The following is a 25,610-nucleotide window of genomic DNA, read 5'->3' as shown; positions in this document are numbered from 1 at the left end:
AACCTTTGAAACCCCTTCGGGAAACCGGGGGGGTTTTTTGTTGCCTTGATGCGAATGGGATTCGGGTGTTTAATGGGGCTGGAGGTTAGGATGCGTGGATTGATTTTTTTTGGGTTGCTCCTGAATGGCGTGGTGTGGGCACAGGATGCGGCGGAGTCTGCTCCGGCGTTGCTGGCTTCGGCTTCGCTTTCGGGATATGTGAGCACGGGCTACCATTGGGGGCCGGGCACGGGGAATTTTGCTTATGGGCTTTCGGGGACGACGAGCCGCGCGAATGCGTTTTCGCTGGATGTGGTGGCGCTCTCGCTGCATCGGCCGATGGAGAATTGGCTTTTAGATTCTGGCTATCGCGTGGATCTCTGGCTCGGGCCGGATGCGAGTGATTTGGAAACGGGCTCCACCTCGAATTCTGCGGAGTTGAGACAGGCTTATTTGGAGCTTCGCTTTCCCTTGGTTAACCCACTCACCGATGGCGAAACGACCAGCCTTGATCTGCGCATCGGCACGTTTAATTCCATCGTTGGCTTTGAATCACCCGATCACAATGCCAATGCACACTACACGCGCTCGTGGGGCTATACGATTCAACCGACGGTGCACACGGGTATCCTTGCCTTTTTCCCGGGCACGGGTCGACCGGGGGTGGATGCGCTTTACGAATGGGACAGCCGCTACCAATTCGCCCTCGGCGTGGCAAACACCAACGACCCACGCATCAACGGCTCTGCCACCAACGCTGACCGCAAGACGTTGCTTGCCGGTTTGATGTGGGAACTGCCCGAAGCGCTCGGGCCGTTAGGTGGCTCGCGTTTTTCGTTGGGCTACGTCAATGGCCGCGACCGCACGGGGAGCGATCCCATTCAAAATCTTTATCTCGGCCTGGGCTTATTACCGAATTCTGAGAAATGGAATCTCAGCCTCACGCACGACTCGCGCATTTTGCCGGGCTCAGGCAACGACGATTCGGTCTTTGGCCTCTACGTGGGCCGCACGTTTTCCGAGGACCTCACGCTCTCCGCTCGCGGTGAAATTTATCAGGAAGGCTCCAAACTGTATTCCGGCGAAAGCGCTGCGGAGCAAACCGACGGCCAAGGCCTCACGCTCACGCTGAATTACAAAATCTGGGAAAACGTCATCTCGCGCGTGGAATATCGCTGGGATAACACCGATGAACCCGTCAATGGCCGCCATAATAACCACGGGGCTCACCTCAATTTCATCTACGAATTTTAGCCCTTCATTGTGCCTGTGGATAAATCGGTGAAAAAGTCCGATTTTTTCCACTTCTGCCTTTTCGCCGTTTGTGTTTTAAGCCATCGCCGCCATCCCCAGCACCAAAAGCCCCGCCCCAAAGCGATACCAACCGAAGGCTAAAAAAGTGTTCCGTTGCAAATAACCAAGCAACCACTTTACCACGATAAACGCCGTCACCGCCGAGGCCACGGTGCCGAGCAGGAGACTATCCCATTCGTTGATCACGGCGTTTGAGTTTTCCTTTAACGCTGAAGCGAGTTCGTATCCGCCCGCAGCTAGCAACGTGGGCACGCCAAGCAAAAATGAAAACTCAACCGCATCACGCCGCGCCATCCCGAGAATGAGGCCAATCAAAATCGTGGTGCCACTGCGCGAAGCCCCGGGAAAAACCATCGCCACCAACTGCGCTAAGCCAAAGGCGATCGCGATGGTCCACGTGAGACTCAGCAGTTTATTTTCTTCTGCATCGCTCTCTTCTTTTTTGGGTTGGCGCAGTTCGTACGCGATGAAGAGCAATCCGCCGATGAGCAATGCCCAGCCGATGGGGGCGAATGTGTTGGGCAATTCCCATCCGGCTGCTTTGAGGGTTAACCCGCCGACCCCTGTTAAAACAAAGGAAAAACCGAGCTTTTTGAGGTAATCTTGGGTTTCGGCCTCGCTCCTTTTTAACCAGAGAGAACGCACTCGTTCACGGAAAACTGCGAGCACCGCCAGCACCGCGCCGCTTTGGATGCAAATAGTGAAGTGATCCGGTCGCGCGCCGAGCCACAGTTCGGCCAGCAGCAGATGGCCCGTTGACGAAACGGGCAGGAATTCCGTGATGCCTTCCACCACGCCCAGCAGGATGACTTGAAGCCAGTCTGGCATCGGCTGCGAGTATGGAGTAAACACGGGGCGTGCGCACGATTTATTTGGATTACAACGCCACCACGCCGCTGGATGCTGACGTGCGTGCGGCGATGCTGCCGATCTTCGATGAGGTTTGGGGCAATCCTTCCAGCGTGCATCACGTGGGGCAGCGCGCCCGGTCGTTGCTCGATGACGCGCGCGATCGCGTCGCCGCCACGCTGAAGTGTAAGCCCAGCGAAATCATTTTCACCAGCGGCGGCAGCGAAAGCACCAACCTCGCTTTGCACGGGATGGCGCGCCAACTACGCGATAAAGGCCGGCACATCATCACCTCCGCTGTGGAACATCACGCGGTGCTGCAACCCTGTGAATATCTTGCGAATAACGAGGGTTTCGAGGTCTCTTTTCTGCCCGTGGATTCCGCGGGCCGCGTGTCGGTGGAATCTGTCCGCGAGGCGATTCGGCCCGATACGGTTTTGGTCAGCATTATGGCCGCCAATAACGAGGTGGGCACGCTGCAACCGGTTGCGGAAATTGGTGAATTGTGCGCGAATAAAGGCGTGGTTTTCCACACGGACGCCGTCCAGTGTTTTGGCAAAATCCCGCTCGGCGGCATTGCGGATTTCAATGCGGATTTGGTTTCCGTGTGCGCCCATAAATTTCACGGCCCCAATGGCGCAGGACTGCTTTACGCAAAATCTCCTTTGTTGCCCGATCCCATCGTCCACGGCGCCCCGCACGAAAACGAACGCCGCGCCGGCACCGAGAATCTCCCCGGCATCATCGGCCTCGCGGAAGCGATTGTCCGCTTTTTTCCAAACCCTGTTTTCCCTATGGAATCGCTCGCCCCGCTTGCTGCTAATTTGATTGATATGGTGGACGCCTCCGACGGCGCCTCGTTCCTTGGCGATCGCGATCCGGCCATGCGTTTGCCCAACACTATTTCTTTTACCGTTGAAAACACTGATAGCATTGCCCTGTTAAGCGGCCTCGATTTGGAAGGGCTTTGCGCCTCTGCCGGCTCGGCATGCGCCAGCGGTTCGGTCACCCCTTCTCACGTGGCTCTGGCAATGGGCGCCCCCGCGGCCGCGGCCAATGCGTTGGTGCGCCTTTCCCTGGGGCGTGAAACTTCCCCTGATGAAATTGCCGCAGCGTGTGAAATTATCCCGCTCGTTATCGAGCGTTGTCGTTCTGCTAATAAGATGGGAATCACTCGATGATTTTTGCCCATCAACTCTTTTTCCCCCTGCTTTTCCGACTTGCCGGTTTTTGCCACCATTTTTATCCCCTGCTCTTTGCCGAAATTTCTGGCTTTTTCCTGCCGCTCCGCCTTTACTCCGCAAGTTGTTGGCCTTATCCACGGCCCTTAATAATAGTGTGATACTGTTTGAAACATTCATCTAATTAGCCTTTGTGAAAATCTCGGTAACCAAGGAAGACCTCGCCAGCGGATTGCAGGCCGTCCAAAATGTGGTGGGCGCTCGGTCCACACTTCCCATTCTTTCAAACGTACTGCTCGTCGCCGGAGCCAAACGACTGGAACTGCGCGCCACAGATCTTGAGGTGAGCGTGCACGCCTCGGTGCCCGCCACGGTCGACCGCGAAGGAGCAACCTCGATGCCCGCCAAACGGCTCTTCGGATTGGTGCGCGAAATTGAGGCGAACGAAATTGACATCGAGGTAAGCGAAAAAGAGGTGGCCACGGTTCAAGCCGGCGCATCGAAGTACAAGCTCAACGGCATTGGAGCGGATGAATATCCACAGCAAGCGAAATTTAAAAAGAGCGAAACAATCAAAGTGGAGCAGGCGAAATTCAAGGAGATGATTCGCAAAACCGGATACGCCGTGAGTACCGATGAATCGCGCCACGTGCTTAACGGAATCAACATCGTCATAAGCGAAGAACGGCTTACGCTGGTGGCCACGGACGGAAGGCGACTTGCGCTCGTGGAAGAGGAAATCAACGGCGGCACCGACGCGGCATTCATCGTACCCAACAAAGCGGTGGCCGAATTGCAACGGCTACTGCAAAGCACGGGCGAAGTGGAAATCCGCCTCGGAGACACGCACGTGGAATTCACACTCCCGCAGGACGGCGGCGAAGCGATCAGATTACACAGCAAATTGGTGGAAGGAAATTATCCAAATTTCAAACAGGTTATTCCCGCCGAATTCAAGGAACGGATCACGCTCGGCAAGGAGGAGCTCCACCACGCATTGCGGCGGGCGGACCAAATCACCAGCGACAAAGCGAATTCCGTAAAGCTAACGTTTGCCAACGACACACTCGCCATCACCGCGAACACACCCGACGTGGGATCCGGGCGTGAATCCATCGCCATCAAATACAAAGGCCCGGAAATCGAAGTCGCCTTTAACCCCACGTTCTTGATGGATCCCCTCAAGGTGCTCGAAGGGGACGAAGTGTTTTTTGAACTCACCGACAGCCTCAGCCCCGGCGTGCTCAAGAGCAACACGCCCTTCCTTTACGTTTTGATGCCGATGCGCACGCATCACTAGCCAAAATGGAAACCCCCACGGCAGACCGGCAATCCACCGGCGGCTCCGTTCCGTTCATTGAGGAAAAACGCATCCTCATCACGGCCGCCATCGTGTTGGCGGCAGATCAAATTTCAAAACAGTTGGTCATCCGCGCACTCGGCACAGGAGAAACAAAGGAAGTGATTGAAGGATTTTTTCGCTTTGTGAATTGGCAAAACACCGGCGCCGCATGGAGTATGTTTGAGGGAAGCAGTCTCCCGCTTGCCGCGCTTTCGGCGGTCGCACTGATTGCGCTCATCAAGTTTCGCTATCATTTTGAAACCCACACCTCCACCGGAAAGCTCGCATTCGGCCTACTTATCGGCGGCATCCTTGGCAATCTCATCGATCGTGTGGCATACCAACACGTGATCGATTTTATTAGATTTTATATCATCCGCAGCGATGGCACGCCGCTGGGATACCCGGCGTTCAACATCGCGGATATGGGCATTTGTGTCGGAGTGGGATTACTCTTCCTCCTTGCCTGGCGCGAGGGAACGCCGGACGAAGAGGAAAAAGAGGAAACCGCAAAGGAATCCTAATCGATGGGCGCACCCGTCTTCATCGCGGGCCCCACCGCCAGCGGGAAATCCGCCGTGGCGCTTGAGGTGGCCCAACAGAAAAACGGAGAAATTATTTCCGTCGATTCAATGCAAGTTTACCGGGGTCTGAATCTCGGGACGGCCAAGCCCTCCGCAGAAGAAACTGCGCGCGTCCTGCATCATCACATCGACATACTTGATTTAACCGAATCCTTCGATGCCGCAAGTTTTGTGACGCGGACAGAAACAATCATCGAAAAAATAAAGAGTCCAATTTTTTGTGGCGGAACCGGATTGTATTTCAGCGCGTGGCTTGAAGGGTTGGGCGAAGCGCCGCAAGCGAACGCACCACTGCGGACAGCGTTGGAAGAGGAGGATTTAGAAACCCTCGTGGCCGAATTGCTTGAGCGCGACCCCGCCACACACGCGACCATCGATCGCCAAAACCGAAGACGCGTGGTGCGTGCAGTTGAAGTCATTCGCCTCACCGGCAAACCGTTTTCCGAACAGCGCGCAGAATGGACGGGCCAGGTGCCACCAAATTTTTTCCTGCTCGAAAGGGATCGCAAAGATTTGCGGCATCGCATCGATGTCCGCGTGGATGCGATGTTTGCCGCCGGATTGGTCGAAGAAACTTGTTCGCTGCGCTCAGCGCTGGAGGGCAATCCTGTCGCGCAACAAGCCCTCGGATATCGACAGGTTATTGGGCACCTTAACGGCGAACAAGGCTTGCCGGAAACCGTCGCGTTGGTTAAGTCACGCACATGGCAATTCGCCCGCAGACAAATGACGTGGTTTCGCAAACTGCACGGAGCACAAACGCTGACCGTGCCCGCCAACGAGGCGGCGGCGGAAACAGCGCAACGTTTGATTGATCAACTCAAGTGAAAGCCCTCGCGGAACAAGTTGGAGCCACCGAACGAGTCTTTCTCATTGGCGCAGAACTGAGCAAACGCAACGGCGCGGACCTCGCCGAAACGATGGCCGAATTAGCCGAGCTCGCCAGTACCGCAGGAGCGAAAATCATCGGCGAAGGCACCCAACGCCTCGACCGCCCACACGCCGCCACTTACATTGGCAAAGGCAAGGCGGCGGAATTTGCAGAGGAATGCAAACTCGGGGACGTCGACACCGTCATTTTTGATGATGAACTTTCACCCGCCCAAACGCGCAACCTCGAGCGTGTGTTTGACTGCAAAGTACTCGATCGCACTGCCCTCATCCTCGACATCTTCGCCCAACGCGCCCGCACGCGGGAAGGCAGGATGCAAATCGAAATGGCGCAACTGCAGCATATTCTGCCGAGGCTCACGGGATTGTGGACGCACCTTTCGCGGCAGAAAGGCGGCATCGGAATGCGGGGCGACGGCGAGAGCCAGCTCGAGGTGGATCGCCGCCGCATTCAGGAACGCATTTCCAAATTGCGGCGCGATTTGAAGGAGGTCAAACGCGTGCGCTCAACCCAACGCCAAGGCCGCCAGCGCAGTCAATGGCCGCTTGCGTCCATCGTCGGGTATACGAACGCCGGCAAATCTACGCTACTCAACGCGCTCACCGGCGCGGAGGTGTTGGCCGAGGACAAGCTCTTCGCCACGCTCGATCCCACCACGCGCCGCATCAATTTGCCGACCAATCAAAACGCGCTGCTCAGCGATACCGTCGGCTTCATCCGCAAGTTGCCACATCAACTCGTGGAATCATTCAAAGCCACGCTCGAGGAAGTGGTCGAAGCGGATTTGCTGTTGCATGTGGTCGATGTTTCCAGCGAGTCAGCCGCCGACCAAATTAATTCAGTCAACGAAGTGCTCAAGGAAATTGCTGCGGACGACAAGCCGACACTGATGGTCTTCAACAAAATCGATCAACTCCCCGAACGCAACGGCAACCTCCATTGGTTGTCCGAATACCCGCACGCGGTGTGCGTTTCCGCCAAAACCGGCGAAGGGCTTGATGACCTCCAAGCCGAGCTGGGCATAATGCTGCGGCCAATTCGTCCGTGCCTTGAGTTGCAAGTTCCTGCCAGCGATGGGGCCACGCTTGCCCGCATCCGCGCGCTGGGCCAAGTGGATGAGGAAAGCTACGAAGGCGACACCGTCCACCTCAAAGCCCGCATCCCCGAACACGCCCAAGCGGAGTTCGCCCGCTTTACTCGGTAGAGACGCGCAGCGCGTGTCCTTACCAAAAAACCCTTGCAGAATATAAAAACAGGATCATTCTCTCCTAATGACTCTTGCCACGCGCATCAAAGATTTACCAAACCGCGAGCGTCCGCGTGAACGATTGGCCGAGCTGGGGCCGGACGCGCTTTCCGATGCGGAACTCATCGCCATTCTTTTGCGCACCGGTCTGCAGGGAAAATCAGCAGTGGATGTGGGCACAGAATTGGTCCACCAATTTGGGACCCTTAGTGCCCTTTCCCAAGCCACGCTGGAGGAATTGCAAACCATCAAAGGCATCGGCCGCGACAAAGCCATCGCGCTGCAAAGCGCCTTTACCCTCGCGCGTCGGATGGCAGCGGAGATTCGAGAATCCGCGCCGGTGCTCGACACGCCGGATTCCGTTGCAGAACTTTTGCGCGAAGAGTGCCGCCCTTACGAGGTCGAACATTTTTATGCCATCTTCGTCAACACTCGCCGCCGCCTCATTCGCAAAGTGCATCTCTCCAACGGCACACTCGACGCCGCCATCGTCCACCCCCGCGACGTCTTCCGCCACGCCGTGGCCGCCAATGCCTCCGCCGTCATCCTCGTCCACAATCATCCCAGCGGCGACCCCACACCGTCCAAAGCGGACATCACCGTCACCCGCGATCTCGTGCGCGCCGGGCAACTTTTAAAAATCGAAGTGCTCGACCACGTCATCCTCGGCCAACGCACCACCGACCGCGCGCGCGATTATTTTTCTCTGAAAGAGCACGGGTACATTTACAAATAACCGGGTTCCAACAACCAAGGCCCAAAGACCAAGGAAACCCCAATGCCCAACTTTCAATAATCTAATTTGGGGCTTGGGATTGGGGCATTCCTTGGGTATTGGATTTTGGTCATTGGTCATTCCCAACCATTCTTATGATTCATCCCACCGCTATCATCGACCCCAAAGCCGAGCTGCACGAAACCGTCTCCGTTGGACCGTACACCGTCATTGACTCCGGAGTGACGGTGGGCGCGGACTGCGTCATTGGGCCTCACATTCATCTCACAGGCGAAATCACGCTGGGCAAAAATAATCGCATCCACGCCGGCGCAGTGTTGGGCGATGCGCCGCAGGATTTGAAATACACGGGCGAACCGACGCGATTACGCATTGGCGATGACAATGTGATTCGCGAGCACGTCACGCTGCATCGATCCAACTCGCCAGAAGAAGACACCATCATCGGCAGCCACAATTTTTTTATGGCGGCCAGTCATGTGGGCCACAACGCCGTGGTGGGCGACCACAACATTTTCGCCAATGGCGCGCTCGTGGGCGGGCACGCGGTGATTGCCGATCGCGTATTTCTTTCTGGCAACTGCGCCGTGCATCAATTCGTGCGCATCGGGACGCTGGCGATGATGCAAGGCAACGCCGCGGTGAGCCAGGATTTGCCGCCCTACACGATGGGGTTCGGCGTGAACAAATTATGCGGCCTCAACATCGTTGGCCTTCGCCGTGCGGGCGTGGGAGCGCAGGAGCGCTCGATGTTAAAGGCGTGCTATCGCCGGGTGTTTTTGGAAGGCGAAAAGGCGGCGGAATTATTGAAAGAAACCGTGGGGCCCCAAGCGGGGGATTTTTTGGAATTTATCGTCGCGAGTGATCGCGGCGTATGCGCGCACGCCAGCCGCAAAGCCAGCGTATCGGATTAAGCTACCGACACCAACGGCTTGCGGATCAACCGGCCTTGGAGGCGGATGCCGGGCAGGCGGGTTTCGGTGACCTTGTCGCCATCGGTGGGCTTGGGCTCGTTATCGAGTACGGCGTGATGTTCAGCGTCAAAAGCAGCATCTGCGTCCGCTTCAAACGCCACCAGGCCCACGCGTTTGGCGAGCTCGCGGCATTGGCCCTGGAAGGTGGCCATCGTTTGCATAAACGGTTCTTTGCCGGACGCAGCGGCTGAACGTTCGAGGCGAAAAATCAAATCGAGCTGGCCCACCAGTGTCGACGCCCAATCCTGTTCGGCGCGGCGCAGTTTTTCCACTTCGAGCTTCAGCGTGGCGTGTTCGTCATTGCCTGCCTTGGCCATAAACTCGTGATGCTCTTTCACCGTGGCGGCGATGCCGGCGGCAATCTCTTCTGCAAGCTGAGCGGTTTGGCCGGAGGATTCCTGCACAGCATTCCAGCTGGCGGTGGCTTCGGAAATTTGAGCGGCCACGGTTTCCATGTTGTTGACCTCCTTGGCCACGGTGGTGAGCTGGGCAATCTCCACCGCCTTGGCTTCCGCGCGATACTCAAAATAAAACGGCGCCACTGCAAACGCCGCGCCCAATCCGGCGCACACTAAAATGCTAGAGATGTGCCACTGTTGCGCAGGGCCGTCGATGAGCGTGCTGATCCAATAGGCGAGTCCAATGAAAATAATGTCCGCCAATAGGAACGGCCACTTCGGAACGGTCACAGGCAACGGCAACGCCTTGGGCGTGCTGGATTTGCTGGATTTTGCATCTTTGCTTTTGGGGCCCTTGCTCATCACGGCGGCACGTTGCCCGCTTGCCGCGCCGAGGTCAACGCCAACCGTCCCCCGATTGACACTGGCGCGTCTGGGCTTTAACGTGTTGCCGCAATGGGTCCGCTGTTTGAATCGCTGATCGAAATCATCCGCCGCACATCGGCGGAGATTCCCGATGACGTGCAGCGCGCCATCCTCGCGGCGCTCGAAAACGAAAAGCAGGATACCATCGCCAAGAACGCGATGGAAATCATTGAGCGCAACATCGCGCTCGCCAAAGAGAAATCCCAGCCGTTGTGTCAGGATACCGGCAGCGTGCTTTTTTATGTGGATTGTCCGGTGGGGTACGATCAAATGGAATTTGGCGACACCGCGCGCGCGGCGGTCACCGAAGCGACGAAGCGCGGTTTCCTTCGGCAAAATTCTGTGGATTCGCTCACCGGTAAAAATGACGGCACCAACATCGGCCCCGGCGCGCCCACCTTTCATTTTCATCAAACCCGTGAAGCAAGCGTCACCGTGCGGCTCGTGCTTAAAGGCGGCGGCTGCGAAAACGTTGGTGCGCAATACTCGCTGCCGAACACGAAGCTGAACGCGAATCGCGACCTCGACGGCTGCCGCAAGGTCATTCTCGATGCCGTGCAACAAGCTCAAGGCAAAGGCTGCGGCCCGGGCATCCTTGGCGTGTGCATCGGCGGCGATCGCGCCACCGGCTATGAGCTTTCGAAAACACAATTCCTGCGCGACCTTGATGACGAAAATGAAAATGCCGAATTGGCTGCGCTGGAAAAAGACATTCTCACCACCGCAAACAAACTCGGCATCGGCCCGATGGGTTTCGGCGGCAACACCACCTTGCTCGGAGTAAAAATTTGCGCCGCCAATCGCGTGCCCGCTTCGTACTTCGTCAGCGTCAGCTACATGTGCTGGGCCTTCCGCCGCCACGGTGCGACGTTGGATGACGGAGGAGAAATCACGGAGTGGATTTATTAAAATGACCGAACTCACCACGCCGATATCCGAAGAAAAGATTCGCGAACTGAAGGTTGGCGATCCGGTGGCGATTTCGGGTGTAGTTTTTACCGGGCGCGATGCGGTTCATAAATATTTGCACGAAGGGGGCGAGCTTCCCGGGGACGTGAATTTGGAGGGCAGCATCATTTATCATTGCGGCCCGGTGGTGGTGAAGGATGACGCGGGCGAATGGAAAGTGACTGCGGCCGGCCCCACGACTTCCATTCGCGAGGAGCCGTATCAAGCGGATATTATGAAAAAATTCGGCGTGCGCGGCGTGATTGGCAAGGGCGGGATGGGCTCGAAAACGCTCGCGGGCTGCGCGGAAAATGGCGGCGTGTATTTGCACGGCATCGGCGGCGCAGCGCAAGTGTTGGCCGAGCACATCACCCAAGTGCGAGCTGTGTATTTCCTGGAAGAGTTTGGCAGCCCGGAGGCGATTTGGGAATTGGAAGTGAATCAATTCCCAGCCGTCGTTACGATGGACAGCCACGGGCGCTCGCTCCACGCCGAAGTGGCCGAAGCGAGCCAAGCGGTGTTGGACGAGAATTTGTGATGGGAGGGTCGAGTTCCCCCTTACCCGAAACTAGGACAAGGATTTCACAGATTCGCACAGATTAAACCATCCGTGAAAATCTGTGAAATCCGTGTCTGAAAAATGGGACGAGGTGGAATGCGTCCCTCCTATTAGCCTCTAAAGCTCTTCGGCATTTCCGCCGTTCACTAAGTATAACACCGCCATCCGGACGGCGATGCCGTTGGTGACTTGTTCTAAAATCACGGCGCGGTTGCCGTCGGCGAGTTCGCTTTCGATTTCCACACCTCGGTTCATTGGGCCCGGATGCATGATGAGGGCGTCGGGTTTCGCTTTGGCGAGGCGTGCGCGGTTGAGGCCGAAGAGGCGGGCGTATTCGCCGATACTGGGGAACATCGTTTTGCGCTGGCGTTCGTGCTGGATGCGCAGGAGGTTGATGACATCGGCGCCGGCCAATGCTTCATCAAGATCGTAAGTGACGCGACATCCCATTTGCTCGAAGACGCGCGGCACGAGCGTGCTTGGGCCACAGAGGGTGACGTTTGCGCCGAGCTTGCGCAGGGCCCAAATGTTGGAGCGCGCCACGCGGCTGAACAAAATATCACCGAGGATGGTGACATTGAGTCCGGCGATGTCGCCCTTCTTTTCGCGAATGGTAAACACGTCAAGCAGTGCCTGTGTGGGGTGCTCGTGCGCGCCGTCGCCAGCGTTGACGACGTGGGCATTGAGAAAGCGCGCGAGGAAATGCGGCGCTCCGGCGGCCTTGTGCCGGATGACGATGATGTCGGCATTGAGTGCTTCGAGCGTGCGCGCGGTATCCTTGAGGCTCTCGCCTTTTTGGAACGACGAGGCGTCGGCGGAAAAATTGATGATGTCCGCGCTCAATCGCTTCGCGGAAAGTTCAAAGCTCACCCGCGTGCGGGTGGAGGGTTCGACAAAAAAGTTCACCACCGTTTTGCCTTGGAGCGCGGGGACTTTTTTGATGTCGCGCTCGCCCACGGCTTTGAATTCACGCGCAGTGTCGAGCACGGTGGTGAGTTCCTCGGCGCTGAGGCTTTCGATGTCCAGCAGATGTTTGCGATGCCAACTCATTTTTTAATCGTGACGGCGATGGGCGCACCGGAATCGGCCGTGCGCACTTCCACGTGCTCGTCGGGATGGGTGGGGAGATTTTTGCCGACGAAATCCGGCCGGATGGGCAGCTCGCGATGGCCGCGATCAATGAGGACCGCCAGCCGAATGCACTGCGGCCGGCCAAAGCCCATCACGGCATCAATGGAGGCCCGTACGGTGCGGCCGGTGCTGAGGACGTCGTCGATGAGCACCACCACGTTGTTTGCCAAATCGGCGGGCAACTCGGTGGGGCGCAGTTCGGCCATGCCGCGCTGGGAAAGATCATCGCGGTGCAAGCCCGGCTCCACCGAACCCACGGCGACGGGTTGACCATAAATGCCGGTGAGCGTTTTGCCGAGCTGCTGCGCCAGCGCGACTCCGCCGCGTTGGATGCCCACGAGCAAAATGGTGCCCCCGTCCGCGTGGGCTTCTGCGATCTCGTGCGCCACGCGCCGCCACGCGCGCGCAAGGGCGTCGGCTTCGAGCACGGTGCGCGATGCGTTTGGGTCAGCCATAAAAAAAGCCGCGCCGTTTTCGCGTGCTTGATTGCACGTGAATCCAACGCGGATAAAATCCGTTTCGTTTCTTCATCGTCCTTGGCGGCCTCGCGGGACCGCGTTAAAGGGCTTCAAAATTTACACACACTGCCGGGCGGCGTGCCGGCGTTTGCGCCACTCGGAGCGGTGCTTTAGCATCCATCCCGTGAGTGCCTCCTCGAAGCCGACGTCGATGCCGGCCTTCTCGGATTCAATCCACTTGTGCCGCAGGATCTCCTCGCGTTCCGCCAAAAATTCGCGGTACAGCGACGAGCGCTTCAGCAATTCCTGATTGTCAGTGGACTTGGCCATCGGGATTTCTCCGCCAAATGGGACGGGAAGGTAGCACCGTCTGTTCAAGACAAACAACACTTTTTTCAGGAAAAAAAGCGAATTCCGCACCAAATTGTCCCCAACCACCGGTGAACAACGGGTGAATAGAGTGGATAAGTGCTAATCGAGCGTCTCGCGCAATGCCGCGGCAACTTTGCCAAAGGCCTGCGCCGGCGCGCCTTCGGGGGATTTGACCACCACCGGAATGCCGGCATCGCCGCCTTCGCGGATTTCGGTAAACAGCGGCACCTCGCCGAGGAAGGCTGTTTCTTGCCGCTCCGCTTCCGCCGCGCCTCCGCCGTGGCCGAAGATTTCGATGCGGTCGCCATTGGGCGCGGTGAAGTAGCTCATATTTTCTACGATGCCGAGGATCGGCACATTCACGCGATCGAACATTGCAATGCCTTTGCGGACCACGCCGAGCGAGGCTTCCTGCGGAGTGGTGACAATGACGCCGCCATCGAGCGGCACAGTTTGGCAAAGTGAAAGTTGCGCGTCGCCCGTGCCCGGCGGCAGATCAATTAGCAAATAATCCAGCGTGCCCCAGTCCACTTGCATCACAAACTGCTGGATGGTTTTCATAATCATCGGCCCGCGCCAGATGACCGGCTGATCGCCGTCCAACAAAAACCCCATGCTCATCAGCTTCACGCCGTGGCTCATCAATGGCACCAATTTTTCTTCGGGGCTCACCAGTGGCCGTTCGTCCACGCCCATCATCAACGGCACGCTCGGGCCGTAGATGTCGCAATCGAGCAAACCGATTTCGCCGCCGTTTTGGGCCAGTGCGCAGGCGAGGTTCACCGCGCAAGTGCTCTTGCCCACACCGCCTTTGCCGGAAGCAACGGCGATGACTTTGTTGATGCCCGGCACGCGATTGGGCCCGGCTTGACCGCTGGCGGGAGCTTCGCCGGCGGGCGGCATTTTGATTTGCACCATCGCGCGGTTGATACCGTCCACGGAGGTCGCGGCGGATTCGACGGCGGCTTTGAGTTGGGCGGCAATTTCGGGGTTATGAGTGGTGAGCTCAAGCGCGATGCTGGCGGAGCCATTGGCGGACGCGATATTTTTCACGAGGCCAAACGACACAATGTCGCGCGAGTAACCGGGATAGTTCACGCCTTTGAGGGCGTCTTCGATGGATTGTTCTAAACTCATTTCAAGCGTCCCACGCGGGCGACAAGCTGCGGAGTTTATCAACTTGTTTCGGAATGACTTCCAGCACGTGGTCGATGTCCGCTGCCGTGGTGTCGCGGCCGAGGGAGAGGAGAACGTTGCCTTTGGCCGATGCGGCGTCAAGCCCGATTGCCGTCAGCGCAGGCGGCACGGCGAGATTTTTGGTGACACACGCCGCGCCGCTGGCAATGGCGATGCCCTGCAAATCCAGTGCGAGTGCCAGCCCTTCACCCTCAATGCCATCGATGGAATAATTGAGGTGCGTGGGCAAACGACCCGCGCCCAGCGCCGCACCATTGAGCCGAAGGGGCCCGATGGTTTTCAGCAAACCTTCGTGCAATTGGCGCTGCAGTGCGGAGACTTCGATCGGGGGCAACGCGGCGGCGGCTCCCGCGCCAATGATGACGGGGAGGTTTTCCGTGCCCGCACGGAAGCCGTCTTCCTGCGCGCCGCCGTGGATAATTGCCGCGAGCGGCGCACGGCGGTTGCGATATAAAATGCCCGCGCCTTGCGGTCCGCTAAAGCGATGGGGGGCGAGGGTGAGCAGCGCGATATTTGCGGCGGCCACATCGATGGGCAGCCAATGGCCGCTCGCGGTGGCGTCGACCATAAACGGAATGGCGCGTTCGGCGGCGAGGGCGCCGATGGCGGTGATGTCTTGGATTGTCCCGAGATCGTGGCTGGCGTGGTGGGTGGCGATGAGGATGGTTTTGTCCGTGAAAGCTTCGGCAATGGCCGCGGGTGAAATAAACCCTTCGGCATCCACGGGCACGCGCGTGGCGGTGAATCCATTTTCCTCCAGCCACGCGACGGATTGCTCGATGGACGGATGCTCGATGTTCGAGAGCACGATATGGTTTCCGCGTTCGCGTTGGGCGAAGGCAGTGCCTTTTACGGCGAGGTTGTTGGTCTCGGTGCCGCTGCTGGCGAAGAGGATTTCTTCGGGAGAGCTGCCGATGAGTTGGGCGCATTGTTCGCGGGCGGTGGCGATGGCTTCGCGTGCGGCTAAGCCGTGGTGATGCTCCTCGAAAAACGGTCGCATTGCCTCGCGTACTTCGGGCGCAAGGGGAGTGCCCGAAAGATGGTCAAGATACACGCGGCGTTTCATTGGGCGAAGGTAGCCGGTGAGCGGGAAGTTTTCAACGCAGAGGTAGGGGGGCTTTTCCGAAACCGCCGCGCCGCGCTCGGAGAGTACGTCCTACCTGCGCGCCTCGTGAATTTGTGCCTTGCACCGCGGGCTGGTTTTCCGTAGGGCTGACGGCGTTATGGGAATTTTATCGGGCAAAACAGGCGTCGTTTTCGGCGTGGCGAACAAGCGATCCATCGCGTGGGCGATTGCGCAGGCGTGGAAAGAGGCGGGCGCGAATCTGGCGTTCACCTACCAAGGCGAACGGCTGAAAGATAACGTGAGCCAATTGGCGGAGACTTTTGGCGATGACACGCTGATTACCGAATGCGATGTGACGCAGGATGATCACATTGATCGGGTGTTCAACGAAGTGGGCGACAAGTTTGGCGGCAAGCTGGATTTGTTGCTGCACGCGGTGGCCTTCGCGCCGAAGGAAGCGCTCGAGGGAACGTTTGTGGCTACCACTCGCGAGGCCTTCCGCGTGGCGCATGATGTGAGTGCGTACTCGTTGGTGGCGCTGACCCGCGCGGCGGCTCCGTTGATGACCGAAGGCGGCAGCGTTGTGGCGATGAGTTATTACGGCGCGGAAAAGGTGATCCCGCATTACAACGTGATGGGCGTGGCCAAGGCTGCGCTCGAAGCGAGCACGCGTTATTTGGCCAGCGATTTGGGTGAGCAAAAAATCCGCGTGAATTGTATCAGTGCAGGACCGGTAAATACGTTAGCCGCGCGTGGCATAGCGGGTTTTAGCAGCATGCTTAAACATTACGAAGCGCACGCGCCGCTCAAGCGTAATGTGCTGCCCGAAGAGCTGGGCGCCACCGGCACCTTCCTCGCCAGCGACGGCGCGGCGGCGATCACAGGCCAAGTGCTCTATGTCGATTGCGGATATCAAGTGATGGGCATGTAGCCTTTTTGCTTGGAAACAAATCCGCTTCATTGCGTAATGGCCTCTCTCCATGGCCATCGTTTCTCACCCTGCCCCATTTCCGCCCGGCTTCAAGCCGAAGTGGCGGGATATCCTTGAGAAAAACGTGGCGTTGTATCGGCGGTTGCCGGAAGATCTGACATTGGTGTTGGAAGAAATGATCCCGTGGTTTGTCGAAAAGGTGTTCTGGAAATGGGAGGATTGGGTGGGCTACAGACCCGACAAGGAAATGCAAAAAGTCTGCGTCGCATGCGAAGCCTGTCTTTTGATCGCGCGACGATCCAAGAAGGATTACCAGCATTTCCATACTTTTGTGTTCCATGAAAAGTACCTAGTGGCAAAGGACGGCGACAAATGTGCAGGATGGGCAGAGCCGGGGGGAACCATTCGGCAGCGGTGGGAGAGCACAAGATACGGGATGAGGGATGGAATCGACAATCATAACCTCACGTTACACGAGTTCGGCCACATGCTCGATTACAAAGATTCCGATTTTGATAGTGTTCCGCACTTTGACAGCAAGGCCGCCAGGTTTGACTACCAACTTTTCCTTGAAGAAGAATACGCGGATATTTGCAACGCATGGGAGAAGAAAACAGGCAACGAAATCATTCGCAAATATGCCACCACCGATAAAGCTGAGTTTTTAACCTGCGCCACGGAGGCATTCTTTGAGCGGTCTGAAATGGTGAAATTTATGCGACGGGATCTTTATGACTGGATGGTGCGTATTTACCAGATGGATCCGGCCGAGTGGCCCGAACGCATCAGTCAGGCGGATCTGGCGGACGAGCGGTGTGACCAATGGAGTGATTGGATGCGCCGGTCCACTTGGCAATCCAAAAGTGAAGAGATAGATTCATGGCCCGACGGGGTGGCCGCGGCTGATTACGCAGGATGGTATTTACAGCATAAAGGGCGTTTGGAACGCGAGGAGCGCGAACGCAAAGAACGCGAGTTTGCCGAGAAGATGCGGCGAGATAAGGAACGGAACGAGAAAGAACAGCGTGAGGCCAGAGAACGAGAACGCAAGGAGAAGGAAGAATCAGAACACAAGGCGCGCGAGCGGTATCTTTTAAACAATCGCACCGTCATCGTGGAATACCCGAATGGCACACCACAGCTAAAATACAAGCTAGTCGACGGACATCGAGAAGGGCTGAAGCAGCGCTGGGACGAGGAGGGGCAGCTGCGCGAGGAGACGGAATTAATCCGCGGCAAAAAGCACGGCTCGGTCGTTTTTTACCACTCCAACGGCAAGAAAGAGATGGAAGGCTTCTTTATCCTCAATCGCCGCGCAGGCATTTGGCAGGGCTGGCACGAAGACGGTTCGCCCAGCTTTCGTTCAGAATACCGCGAGGGCGAACTCCACACGTGGGAGCAGTTTGGCGGAGACGGAAAGTCACGCACTTACGGCAAAGTTACAAATCGATTCGGGGCGTGACACGCTTGAGCGTTGGCACGGGACCGCAGTCGGCGTACAGTATCGCGCATGGACGAAGGTGCCATGGAAATCAAATCAAGCTGGGCGGCGGTGCAGGATCACACGCGGCACTTCTCGGATTTTACGTTTGTGTATCCCGTCATCTCGCGCCGCAGCAAAGGGCTTTCCATCGGCGTGAATCTCAACCCCGACAAGGTGTGCAATTTCGACTGCATTTATTGCGAGGTGGATCGCCGAATCCCGGGCGCGGTCACGGAAGTAGATCTTCGCCAAATGAAGGATGAGCTGACCGCGATGATTCGTTTTGCCAAAGACGGCGGCTTGGCGAAGGAACCCAAGTTTGACGAAGTCCCGTGGCTCACGCGCGAGGTGAAGGACATCGCCTTCAGTGGCGACGGCGAGCCCACAATGATTCATAATTTCGCCGAGTGCGTGCAAACCGTGGTGGATGTGAAACAGTCGGAAGACCTGGGCGCCACGCAAATCGTCCTCATCACCGACGCCGCCGGACTAGACAAGGCGAACGTAAAGCAGGGCTTGGAGCTAATGGACGCGCACGAAGGTGAAGTGTGGGGCAAACTCGATGCCGGCACCGAGGCGTATTTCAAACGCGTCAACCGCACCAACGTCAAATTCCAGCGCATTCTCGACAACCTGCTGGCCACCGCGAAGGCGCGCGCGATGATCATCCAGAGTCTTTTTCTGAAAGTCCACGGCGAGGCAATGAGCGACGCAGAATTGGCGGCGTATTGCGGACGGCTCAACGAGCTCACCGCGGGTGGCGGCCAAATCAGTGAGGTGCATTTGTACACCGTGGCGCGGCCCACCCCGGAGGCGTTTGCCACCAAATTGGATTTGGCGGAATTGGAAACAATGGCGGCCATCGTGCGCGAACGCACGGGCCTCACGGTGGCGGTCTTCCCCTAAAATGGACGGGGCAAACACAGGGCCACGCGGACGCACCCTCGCCTTGGGGGCGCTGGTTTTGCTCGGCGGCTTTGCGGTGATGGTGCTGGAAATTGTCGGCGCGCGATATTTGCAACCGTGGTTTGGCGGGGCGTTTTACGTGTGGACCAGCCAAATCGGAATGGTGATGTTGGCGCTGGCGCTCGGCTACGGCGTGGGCGGGCACTTGGCGGATCGATTCAAAAAGGCGCGCTTTCTGTCACTGCTACTGGCGCCGGCGGGGATTTTTATATTGCTGATTCCGCAGATGGCACCGGGTGTGTTGAACAGCATCGTCGATCGGCACGAAAATGCTGCCGCGCCAAAAGAGGCGTCCGCGGAACCGGTTATCACAGAAACAAACTTGCTTTCCGAACTGCCCAAAGATTTTTTGGAGGGCAACACAAACAACGCCGCCAACGCGTTGCCCGCGCCGCCGGTCGATGACGCGGCGCCTTCAGAAATTCCTGCACTGTGGCGCAAGCTCGATCCGGCGATCGGCAGTGCGGTGGTGTTTTTATTTCCGTGTTTTGTGCTGGCAATGATTTCGCCGTTTATGGTGCGGCTGGCGGCGCGGCAAGTGGCGCACGTGGGGACGGTGAGCGGGCTGGTGTACGCGGCCAGCACGGTGGGCAGCATTGCGGGCGTATTTATTTCGGCTTATGTGCTGATCGATCTTTTTACCACCACACAAATTTTTCAACTGACCGGGGCGTTGACTTTGGGGCTGGGTGGGTTATGTTGTCTCATTGATTGGCAATGGCCGGAAGAATTACAGGACGAATGATGCTGGCGTTGCTGCTGCTTTGCGCAGCGGCAGCGGAGGGTGCCGTGCGGCATCGCAGCCAATCGGCGCACAATCAAATTGTGGTGGAAGACCAAGGCGGCTATCGAATGCTGCGCTTCAATGGCTCGATGGAAACGCGGTTGCTGATTGCCAATCCGTTGCTTGGGCATTTTGAGTACACCGATTATTTTCAAATGCCGCTCCTCTGGAATCCCAAAGCCAAGCGCGTGCTGGTGATGGGACTGGGCGGCGGCAGCACGCAACGCGCGTTCCAGCATTATTACCCAACTGTGCACGTGGACACCGTGGAGCTGGATCCCGCGGTGGCTAAGGTGTCCAAGGAATGGTTTGGGGTGAAGGAAACAAAAACTCATACCATTCACATCAGCGATGGGCGCGGTTATTTGCGCCGCAACAAGGATCGGAAATACGAGGCGATTTTGATGGATGCGTATTCGTCGAACACCTACGGCTCATTCATTCCCTATCACTTGGCGACCAAAGAATTTTTCCAACTCGCGGCGGAGGATCTCACGGCCAACGGAGTGCTCGCGTACAACGTGATTGGCACGTACAATGAGTGGCGCGCGGATATCGTGGGGTCGATGTATCGCACGATGAAAACGGTTTTCCCGCACGTGTACCATTTCCCGGCAGCCGATTCGCGCAACATTGTGCTGGTGGGGGTGAAGGCGAAATCCGGCGGGTTGACCAGCGCGACTCTGCGGGCGCGAGTGGATTTGCTGCGGCGTGCACAGCCGAAATTGCCCGCGCACTTCGGGCCACGGTTGGGGCGCATTCAGGCGAATGCACCGCTGAGCGCGGCAAAATCGCTGGTGCTCACGGATGACCACGCGCCGATTAGCAAGCTGCTGGTTCCGGCGCAGTAGTTCCTGTTTCCACGCGGCGCAGACACGCGACAAATGCGCCGTCCACCCCGTCATTCATCGGCGTAATTGTGCGGGCGATTTCCTGCTCGAAATCTTTACGCTTGTGCAAAAACTTTTCCACGACGGCTTCGTTTTCCTCGTGCTCCAAACTGCACGTGCTGTAAACGAGCGTGCCACCCACGGGCAACAGGCGCGCGGCGCGCTGGAGCAAATCCAGTTGCGTGCGGGCCAGCACGGCCAGTTCGCGCGCGTGCAGCCGCCAGCGGACGTCCACGCGGCGGCGCATCACGCCGGTGTTGGAGCAGGGGGCATCGACGAGAATGCGATCGAAGGGCCCGGCGTTTTTGAGGTCAATGCCGTGCAGCGGCTTGGGCTGGATGCAAGTGTGGCCGAGGCGCGAGATGTTTTCGCGCAAGCGTCCGAGGCGGGCTTCATTGAGGTCGATGGCGAGCACGCTGCCTTCGTTGTTCATTCGTTCCGCGATGGCGGTGGACTTGCCGCCGGGCGCAGCGCAGAGGTCGAGAATGTTTTCGCCCGGTTGCGGGTTGAGTTCGTACACCGAAACGAGCGTGCTCGGATCCTGCACATAAAATTTCCCTTCGCCAAAACTGTCCAGTGCGGCAGGCGAGCGTTCGGTTTTTAATTGATACATTTCGTGAGAGCCAAGCCAATCGCGTTTCACGGCCGCGAAGGTTGCGCCCTCTTTTTCCCATTGCGCCTCCAACTCGGCGGCGGTGGCGCGCAACGGATTGCGGCGGGCAAAAACGGGCGCGGGGGTGTTGTTCCACTCAAGGAGTTTGTCATAATCCGGCCAGCGATCCTGCCAGCGTTGCACGAGCCATTGCGGATGGGAGTGGCCGATGGCCGGGCGTTCACGGCGGAGATCGTCCAGTCGCGCGCGCCAGTCGTCCATTTCGCGGAGGCAATTTCGGAGCACGGCATTGAGAAATCCCGCTTGCGGGCCGAGATCGTGCCGGCGGGCGAGGTTGACCGTTTCGTTCACGGCGGCGTGGCCGGGGATGCGATCGAGCCAGAAAATCTGGTATAAACCAAGCCGCAACAGAATTTGCGCGAGCGCCTGCTGGCGACGCCCGTTGGTTTTTTGGTCGATCAACCAATCCAGCGCGGCCCGATGCCGGATGACGCCGAGCACCAGCTCCTGGCACAGGCCGCGATCGCGCGGGCCCAAATGCGGCAGGGCGTCGGCCAGCAGGATGTCAGCGGTTTCCGGGCCCCGTTCCCACTCTCGCAGGAGGCGCGCAGCGATTTCTCTTGGACTTTGCCTTGGCACGCGGCTAGTATCCCGCCACGCACTCAGTCACGCGAGTCCTTTCGCAACATCGCGGGGCGGCGCGTTGTCCAACCTATGAAAGAAGAATTCGAAAAACTGGCGGCTTCCGGCAAAATTCTCCCCGGCGATGTGGAAACCCTCGTGCAAATGGCGACCGAAGGGTTTTGCATGCACAAGAGCTGGGGCTTCGGTCGCATCAAAACCGTGGATGTGGTGCTCGGCAAAATGGCGGTGGATTTTGCCAGCCGTCCCGGCCACAGCATCGACCTTGCCTTCGCGCCCAAAATTCTCACGCCGATTTCCAAAGACCACATCGAGGCGCGCAAGGCTACGGATATGACCGGACTGAAACAAATGGCCGCGCTGCAGCATCACGAGGTCATCAAGGTTATTATCGACAGCTACGGCGTTTATGCGACGAATGATAAAGTGCAGGAAGCGCTCGTGCCCGAGGTGATTGATAAAGACGATTACAAAAAATGGTGGGAGACCGCGCGGCGCGAAATGAAAAAGGACGGTCACTTCAAGCTGCCGACCAAAAAAACCGAGGCTATCGAATATCAATCGCAGGAGATTCCGTTGCAGGAACGATTGCTTCAGGATTTTACTAAAGCCAAAGGGCTGAAGGCGCGCTTGGCGGTCACGGCGGAAATTTCGAAGAATAGCGGAGACCTCGACGATGCCGCCGCGATGGCGGAAAGCACACTCGGAAAGTTAAACGAAGAAATTACCAGCCACGCCAAAACGCAGGCACCGCTCGCGTTAGAGGCGGTGATGGCGCGGGATGATCTCGCCAAAGCGCTGGGCACAGAGATCGGCGAAGACGCACCTATTGAGGCCACGGTGTGGGAGACAAATCCGATGGTGAAAGATGTGGTGACCGCCGTGCCGGCCGCGCGACAACGACGCGTGCTTGATTCGTTCCAGGCGCACAACGAAGAGTGGGCGACCTCGTTGCTGGTGATGGCCAACCAAGTGCCCGCTCGATTGGTGGGCGAGTGCGCGAATCTGCTCGCCGCGCATAACCAAGCCGGCGTGTTCAAGGAAGAGCTGGAACATCTCATCAACCACCACGCTGCCGCCGCCGAGCTGTTGCTGTGGTTGGCCAAAGAGCGCCCGGAAGCGTACACCGATTTACTCACGACGGATGCCTTCGGAGCAATGCTCTCGGCCATTGAACGTGAAACCAGCGACGAAAAGCGCGCGTGCAAACTGCGCGATTATATTTTGGCCGACACCGGCCTCATCGAAACGCTCACCGAATCGGCCGACCTTGAAGTGGTGCAGGACATCACCCGCGCCATTCAGCTTTCCACCTGTTTTGAGGGAATGGATAAACGCTCTGTGCTCGGCAAAATCGTGAAGACGCGGCCGGAGATTCAGGAGTTCATTACCGGCGCCGACAAGGAAAAACCGGAGAAGAAGGCCGAAGGCGAAGGCACGCTGATGGTGTCGTGGGCTAGCCTCGAACGTCGTGCCGCGGAGTTGGAAGACTTGAAGCAAAAGCGTATTCCCGCCAACTCCAAGGAAATCGAAATCGCCCGCGAGTACGGCGATCTCCGCGAGAACCACGAATTCAAAGCCGCCAAGGAACAACAAAAAGTGCTGACTGCGCTGCAAGCCGAATGGGAGCGCGACCTCGATCGCGCGCGCGGGATGAATTACTCCGAGGCCGATACCGCTGCTGCGAACGTGGGCACGCGCGTTACCGTTACTCATCTGGGCAGCGGCGTGCGCGAGGAGTTTGCGCTGCTCGGCGCGTGGGATGGCGATCCGGATCACAACCTCATCAGCTACCTCACCCCGATGGGCCAGGCCATTCTGGGCCGCACTGCCGGAGAGGAAATCGAATTTGAACTCGGCGGCGAAACCCGTCGTCTGCGCGTGGAAGGCATCGCCCCTTACGTCGCTGAACAGGCGACCGCCTAAACCGCCGTGCGTACGGTCAAGGTACCGCTGGCAAATCGATCGTACCCGATTCAGGTCGGGGCGGGATTGCTCGCGGACTTGGGAAAACATTGCGCACGTCTCAAGCTCGGCCAACGGTGTGCGGTGATTTCAGATGCTACCGTTGCCCGACGTTATCGCAAACCTGCTCTCGCTTCGCTCAAGGCCGCCGGCTTTGCGCCTGTCTTCATTTCCCAACCTGCCGGGGAACAGGCTAAGACGCTCAAAAACGTGCAGGCGTGTTACGATCAACTCGCCAAACACCGCATCGAGCGCGGCTCATTTGTCGTCGCGTTGGGCGGTGGTGTGGTCGGCGACCTCGCCGGTTTCGTGGCCGCCACGTATTTGCGCGGAATTGATTTCGTGCAAGTGCCCACCACGCTCCTCGCGCAGGTGGATAGCTCCGTCGGCGGCAAAGTCGGCGTTAACCTCCCCGCCGGAAAAAACTTAGTCGGCGCATTTCACCAACCCAAACTTGTGCTGTGCGACCTCGACACGCTGCGAACCTTGCCGCGGCGCGAGTTCCGCGCCGGTCTCGCGGAGGTCATCAAATACGGCATTATTTACGACGCCAAACTCTTCACCCGCCTCGAGTGCGAATTGCCCAAGCTGCTGAAACAGGACCCCGCCACCCTCACCGCCGTCATCGCGCGCTGTTGCCAAATCAAAGCCGAAGTCGTCGGCCAAGACGAAAAAGAATCGGGCCTTCGAGCGATATTGAATTTCGGCCACACCCTCGGCCACGGACTCGAGGCCATTTCCAAATACGGAAAATACCTCCACGGCGAAGCCATCAGCATCGGTCAAGTCGCCGCCTCAAAAATTTCCCAAGCCCAAACCGGATTCACCGCAAAGGACACCGCCCGCGTCATCGCCCTCTTCCAAAACGCCGGCCTCCCCACCGAAGTAAAACTCACCCCCGCCCAGTCCAAACGCCTTTTCACCGCCATCCAGCTCGACAAAAAAGTCACCGCCGGCCAAATCAATTTTGTCCTGGCAAAAAAAATCGGCCAAGTGGTCACGCACCAAAAAGTTTCCCCTCCCATCATCCGCCAATCCCTCAACCCTCAACCCTCAACCCTCAACTAACCCGGTGGCAGTTAGCGAAACCATCGTCCGTGAGTTCTTTGAGTTGCATGGCTTTTTCGTGCGGCAGCAGCGCAAGCACATCGCGCCCAAGCGCGAGGATGACGAAGTTGATTTTTACGTGCACAATCCCGGCGGCGCCGCCGACAAAAATGACGTCCCCTTCGTCCTCGAATCCGCCGCCGACCTTAAGCACCTCACGCGTGCCGTGGTGGTCGTGAAAGCGTGGCACACCGAAGTTTTCACCCAAGCCGTCCTCGCCCACGCGCCGGAAATGTTCCGCTTCGCCGGGCCCGAAACTTTCGCCCGCGCCACCCACGCCTTCGGCGGCCCCGGACCGCTCACCAAAATCCTTGTCGTCCCCGCCCTTCCTACCGCCGGCGAGGCCCGCCAGCAAAGCATCGACGTGCTCCGCGCCAAGGGCATTGACGCCGTCATTGCCTTTCGCACCATGCTCTCCGACCTCATCGACCACATTGAGGTCAACCGCAACTACCAAAAAAGTGACCTCCTCCAAATCATTCGCATCCTAAAAAACTACGACCTATTCGCCGCCCCACAATTGGAGTTATTCAATACGCCCCAGCCCAAGCCCAAGCGGAAGGCAAAACAGTAATTC

Annotated in this window: 24 protein-coding genes and 1 pseudogene; 17 read left to right on the top strand and 8 right to left on the bottom strand. The window is 58.0% G+C overall.

Annotated elements, in window-relative coordinates; all coding sequences use genetic code 11:
• Nucleotides 1-90: 90 nt before the first annotated feature.
• Nucleotides 91-1,233: an outer membrane beta-barrel protein gene (locus H8E27_13845; GenBank protein MBC8326696.1), complete on the top strand. Its 1,143-nt coding sequence runs from the start codon at nt 91-93 to the stop codon at nt 1,231-1,233.
• A 75-nt stretch (nt 1,234-1,308) separates the two neighbouring features.
• On the opposite strand, the gene H8E27_13840 is transcribed toward H8E27_13845, so the two are convergent.
• On the bottom strand, nt 1,309-2,121 hold the full coding sequence (locus H8E27_13840) for an undecaprenyl-diphosphate phosphatase (protein MBC8326695.1): 813 nt from the start codon (nt 2,119-2,121) through the stop codon (nt 1,309-1,311).
• A 29-nt stretch (nt 2,122-2,150) separates the two neighbouring features.
• On the opposite strand from H8E27_13840, the gene H8E27_13835 reads away from it, so the two are divergent.
• From H8E27_13835 to lpxA, 7 genes are all read left to right on the top strand, one after another.
• Nucleotides 2,151-3,323: a cysteine desulfurase gene (locus tag H8E27_13835; GenBank protein MBC8326694.1), complete on the top strand. Its 1,173-nt coding sequence runs from the start codon at nt 2,151-2,153 to the stop codon at nt 3,321-3,323.
• A 193-nt stretch (nt 3,324-3,516) separates the two neighbouring features.
• Nucleotides 3,517-4,623, top strand: coding sequence for a DNA polymerase III subunit beta (gene dnaN, locus H8E27_13830; protein MBC8326693.1), 1,107 nt, complete (start codon nt 3,517-3,519; stop codon nt 4,621-4,623).
• A 5-nt stretch (nt 4,624-4,628) separates the two neighbouring features.
• Nucleotides 4,629-5,189 (top strand): signal peptidase II, encoded by a 561-nt coding sequence (lspA, locus tag H8E27_13825; protein MBC8326692.1) that lies wholly within the window; start codon nt 4,629-4,631, stop codon nt 5,187-5,189.
• Nucleotides 5,190-5,192: 3 nt separating this feature from the next.
• Nucleotides 5,193-6,077: a tRNA (adenosine(37)-N6)-dimethylallyltransferase MiaA gene (gene miaA / locus H8E27_13820; GenBank protein MBC8326691.1), complete on the top strand. Its 885-nt coding sequence runs from the start codon at nt 5,193-5,195 to the stop codon at nt 6,075-6,077.
• Nucleotides 6,074-7,345: a GTPase HflX gene (gene hflX / locus H8E27_13815; GenBank protein ID MBC8326690.1), complete on the top strand. Its 1,272-nt coding sequence runs from the start codon at nt 6,074-6,076 to the stop codon at nt 7,343-7,345. Before miaA ends, hflX begins: the two co-directional genes overlap by 4 nt.
• 67 nt (nt 7,346-7,412) lie before the next feature.
• Entirely contained in the window at nt 7,413-8,123 is a 711-nt protein-coding gene (gene radC / locus H8E27_13810; protein MBC8326689.1) for a DNA repair protein RadC, read from the top strand.
• 134 nt (nt 8,124-8,257) lie between these two features.
• Nucleotides 8,258-9,037, top strand: coding sequence for an acyl-ACP--UDP-N-acetylglucosamine O-acyltransferase (lpxA, locus tag H8E27_13805; protein ID MBC8326688.1), 780 nt, complete (start codon nt 8,258-8,260; stop codon nt 9,035-9,037).
• On the opposite strand, the gene grpE is transcribed toward lpxA, so the two are convergent.
• On the bottom strand, nt 9,034-9,858 hold the full coding sequence (gene grpE, locus H8E27_13800) for a nucleotide exchange factor GrpE (protein MBC8326687.1): 825 nt from the start codon (nt 9,856-9,858) through the stop codon (nt 9,034-9,036). The two genes, lpxA and grpE, sit on opposite strands and share 4 nt — an antisense overlap.
• A gap of 93 nt (nt 9,859-9,951) precedes the next feature.
• Here grpE and H8E27_13795 point away from each other — a divergent pair.
• Nucleotides 9,952-11,407: pseudogene (locus H8E27_13795) on the top strand (fumarate hydratase).
• Between the two features lie 138 nt (nt 11,408-11,545).
• Here H8E27_13795 and H8E27_13790 read toward each other — a convergent pair.
• The 5 genes from H8E27_13790 to H8E27_13770 all read right to left on the bottom strand — a co-directional run bounded on the left by H8E27_13790 (nt 11,546) and on the right by H8E27_13770 (nt 15,652).
• The gene (locus H8E27_13790) at nt 11,546-12,478 is read right to left on the bottom strand and encodes an aspartate carbamoyltransferase catalytic subunit (GenBank protein ID MBC8326686.1); all 933 of its coding nucleotides are present in this window, start codon (nt 12,476-12,478) and stop codon (nt 11,546-11,548) included.
• Nucleotides 12,475-13,014: a bifunctional pyr operon transcriptional regulator/uracil phosphoribosyltransferase PyrR gene (gene pyrR / locus H8E27_13785; GenBank protein ID MBC8326685.1), complete on the bottom strand. Its 540-nt coding sequence runs from the start codon at nt 13,012-13,014 to the stop codon at nt 12,475-12,477. Before pyrR ends, H8E27_13790 begins: the two co-directional genes overlap by 4 nt.
• Before the next feature lie 120 nt (nt 13,015-13,134).
• Nucleotides 13,135-13,347: a hypothetical protein gene (locus H8E27_13780; protein ID MBC8326684.1), complete on the bottom strand. Its 213-nt coding sequence runs from the start codon at nt 13,345-13,347 to the stop codon at nt 13,135-13,137.
• A gap of 141 nt (nt 13,348-13,488) precedes the next feature.
• On the bottom strand, nt 13,489-14,526 hold the full coding sequence (locus H8E27_13775) for an Mrp/NBP35 family ATP-binding protein (GenBank protein ID MBC8326683.1): 1,038 nt from the start codon (nt 14,524-14,526) through the stop codon (nt 13,489-13,491).
• Between the two features lies 1 nt (nt 14,527).
• Nucleotides 14,528-15,652 (bottom strand): cysteine desulfurase, encoded by a 1,125-nt coding sequence (locus H8E27_13770; GenBank protein MBC8326682.1) that lies wholly within the window; start codon nt 15,650-15,652, stop codon nt 14,528-14,530.
• Between the two features lie 157 nt (nt 15,653-15,809).
• Here H8E27_13770 and H8E27_13765 point away from each other — a divergent pair, with 157 nt between their 5' ends.
• The 5 genes from H8E27_13765 (at nt 15,810) to H8E27_13745 (ending at nt 20,667) form a co-directional block, all read left to right on the top strand.
• On the top strand, nt 15,810-16,583 hold the full coding sequence (locus tag H8E27_13765) for an enoyl-ACP reductase (protein MBC8326681.1): 774 nt from the start codon (nt 15,810-15,812) through the stop codon (nt 16,581-16,583).
• A gap of 49 nt (nt 16,584-16,632) precedes the next feature.
• Entirely contained in the window at nt 16,633-18,045 is a 1,413-nt protein-coding gene (locus H8E27_13760) for a zinc-dependent peptidase (protein MBC8326680.1), read from the top strand.
• A gap of 90 nt (nt 18,046-18,135) precedes the next feature.
• On the top strand, nt 18,136-18,972 hold the full coding sequence (locus H8E27_13755) for a radical SAM protein (GenBank protein ID MBC8326679.1): 837 nt from the start codon (nt 18,136-18,138) through the stop codon (nt 18,970-18,972).
• A gap of 1 nt (nt 18,973) precedes the next feature.
• A complete protein-coding gene (locus H8E27_13750; protein ID MBC8326678.1) occupies nt 18,974-19,777 on the top strand; it encodes a fused MFS/spermidine synthase in 804 nt (267 codons plus the stop codon).
• Entirely contained in the window at nt 19,750-20,667 is a 918-nt protein-coding gene (locus H8E27_13745; GenBank protein ID MBC8326677.1) for a fused MFS/spermidine synthase, read from the top strand. The genes H8E27_13750 and H8E27_13745 overlap by 28 nt, the downstream gene beginning before the upstream one ends.
• Here the strand turns inward: H8E27_13745 and rsmB are convergent.
• On the bottom strand, nt 20,639-21,958 hold the full coding sequence (rsmB, locus tag H8E27_13740) for a 16S rRNA (cytosine(967)-C(5))-methyltransferase RsmB (protein MBC8326676.1): 1,320 nt from the start codon (nt 21,956-21,958) through the stop codon (nt 20,639-20,641). The two genes, H8E27_13745 and rsmB, sit on opposite strands and share 29 nt — an antisense overlap.
• 75 nt (nt 21,959-22,033) lie before the next feature.
• Between rsmB and H8E27_13735 the strand changes: the two genes are divergently transcribed.
• The 3 genes from H8E27_13735 to H8E27_13725 are packed head-to-tail and all read left to right on the top strand — an operon-like array spanning nt 22,034 to nt 25,607.
• A complete protein-coding gene (locus H8E27_13735; GenBank protein MBC8326675.1) occupies nt 22,034-23,887 on the top strand; it encodes a GreA/GreB family elongation factor in 1,854 nt (617 codons plus the stop codon).
• A 6-nt stretch (nt 23,888-23,893) separates the two neighbouring features.
• On the top strand, nt 23,894-24,994 hold the full coding sequence (locus tag H8E27_13730; GenBank protein ID MBC8326674.1) for a 3-dehydroquinate synthase: 1,101 nt from the start codon (nt 23,894-23,896) through the stop codon (nt 24,992-24,994).
• Nucleotides 24,995-24,998: 4 nt separating this feature from the next.
• Nucleotides 24,999-25,607: a hypothetical protein gene (locus H8E27_13725; protein MBC8326673.1), complete on the top strand. Its 609-nt coding sequence runs from the start codon at nt 24,999-25,001 to the stop codon at nt 25,605-25,607.
• Nucleotides 25,608-25,610: the final 3 nt, after the last annotated feature.

Source organism: Limisphaerales bacterium (assembly GCA_014382585.1).
Taxonomy (GTDB): Bacteria; Verrucomicrobiota; Verrucomicrobiia; order Limisphaerales; family UBA1100; genus JACNJL01.
The sequence above is the reverse complement of the archived record's forward strand: the minus strand, read 5'-3'. Positions and strand labels throughout refer to the sequence as shown.

Coding starts and splice junctions, on each gene's coding strand:
- H8E27_13770 (MBC8326682.1), bottom strand. CDS start 15,652: ATGAAACGCCGCGTGTATCTTGACCATCTTTCGGGCACTCCCCTTGCG.
- pyrR (MBC8326685.1), bottom strand. CDS start 13,014: ATGGCTGACCCAAACGCATCGCGCACCGTGCTCGAAGCCGACGCCCTT.
- H8E27_13745 (MBC8326677.1), top strand. CDS start 19,750: ATGGCCGGAAGAATTACAGGACGAATGATGCTGGCGTTGCTGCTGCTT.
- H8E27_13750 (MBC8326678.1), top strand. CDS start 18,974: ATGGACGGGGCAAACACAGGGCCACGCGGACGCACCCTCGCCTTGGGG.
- H8E27_13840 (MBC8326695.1), bottom strand. CDS start 2,121: ATGCCAGACTGGCTTCAAGTCATCCTGCTGGGCGTGGTGGAAGGCATC.
- H8E27_13760 (MBC8326680.1), top strand. CDS start 16,633: ATGGCCATCGTTTCTCACCCTGCCCCATTTCCGCCCGGCTTCAAGCCG.
- H8E27_13765 (MBC8326681.1), top strand. CDS start 15,810: ATGGGAATTTTATCGGGCAAAACAGGCGTCGTTTTCGGCGTGGCGAAC.
- radC (MBC8326689.1), top strand. CDS start 7,413: ATGACTCTTGCCACGCGCATCAAAGATTTACCAAACCGCGAGCGTCCG.
- lspA (MBC8326692.1), top strand. CDS start 4,629: ATGGAAACCCCCACGGCAGACCGGCAATCCACCGGCGGCTCCGTTCCG.
- grpE (MBC8326687.1), bottom strand. CDS start 9,858: ATGAGCAAGGGCCCCAAAAGCAAAGATGCAAAATCCAGCAAATCCAGC.
- H8E27_13790 (MBC8326686.1), bottom strand. CDS start 12,478: ATGAGTTGGCATCGCAAACATCTGCTGGACATCGAAAGCCTCAGCGCC.
- lpxA (MBC8326688.1), top strand. CDS start 8,258: ATGATTCATCCCACCGCTATCATCGACCCCAAAGCCGAGCTGCACGAA.
- H8E27_13845 (MBC8326696.1), top strand. CDS start 91: ATGCGTGGATTGATTTTTTTTGGGTTGCTCCTGAATGGCGTGGTGTGG.
- H8E27_13735 (MBC8326675.1), top strand. CDS start 22,034: ATGAAAGAAGAATTCGAAAAACTGGCGGCTTCCGGCAAAATTCTCCCC.
- H8E27_13780 (MBC8326684.1), bottom strand. CDS start 13,347: ATGGCCAAGTCCACTGACAATCAGGAATTGCTGAAGCGCTCGTCGCTG.
- H8E27_13775 (MBC8326683.1), bottom strand. CDS start 14,526: ATGAGTTTAGAACAATCCATCGAAGACGCCCTCAAAGGCGTGAACTAT.
- miaA (MBC8326691.1), top strand. CDS start 5,193: ATGGGCGCACCCGTCTTCATCGCGGGCCCCACCGCCAGCGGGAAATCC.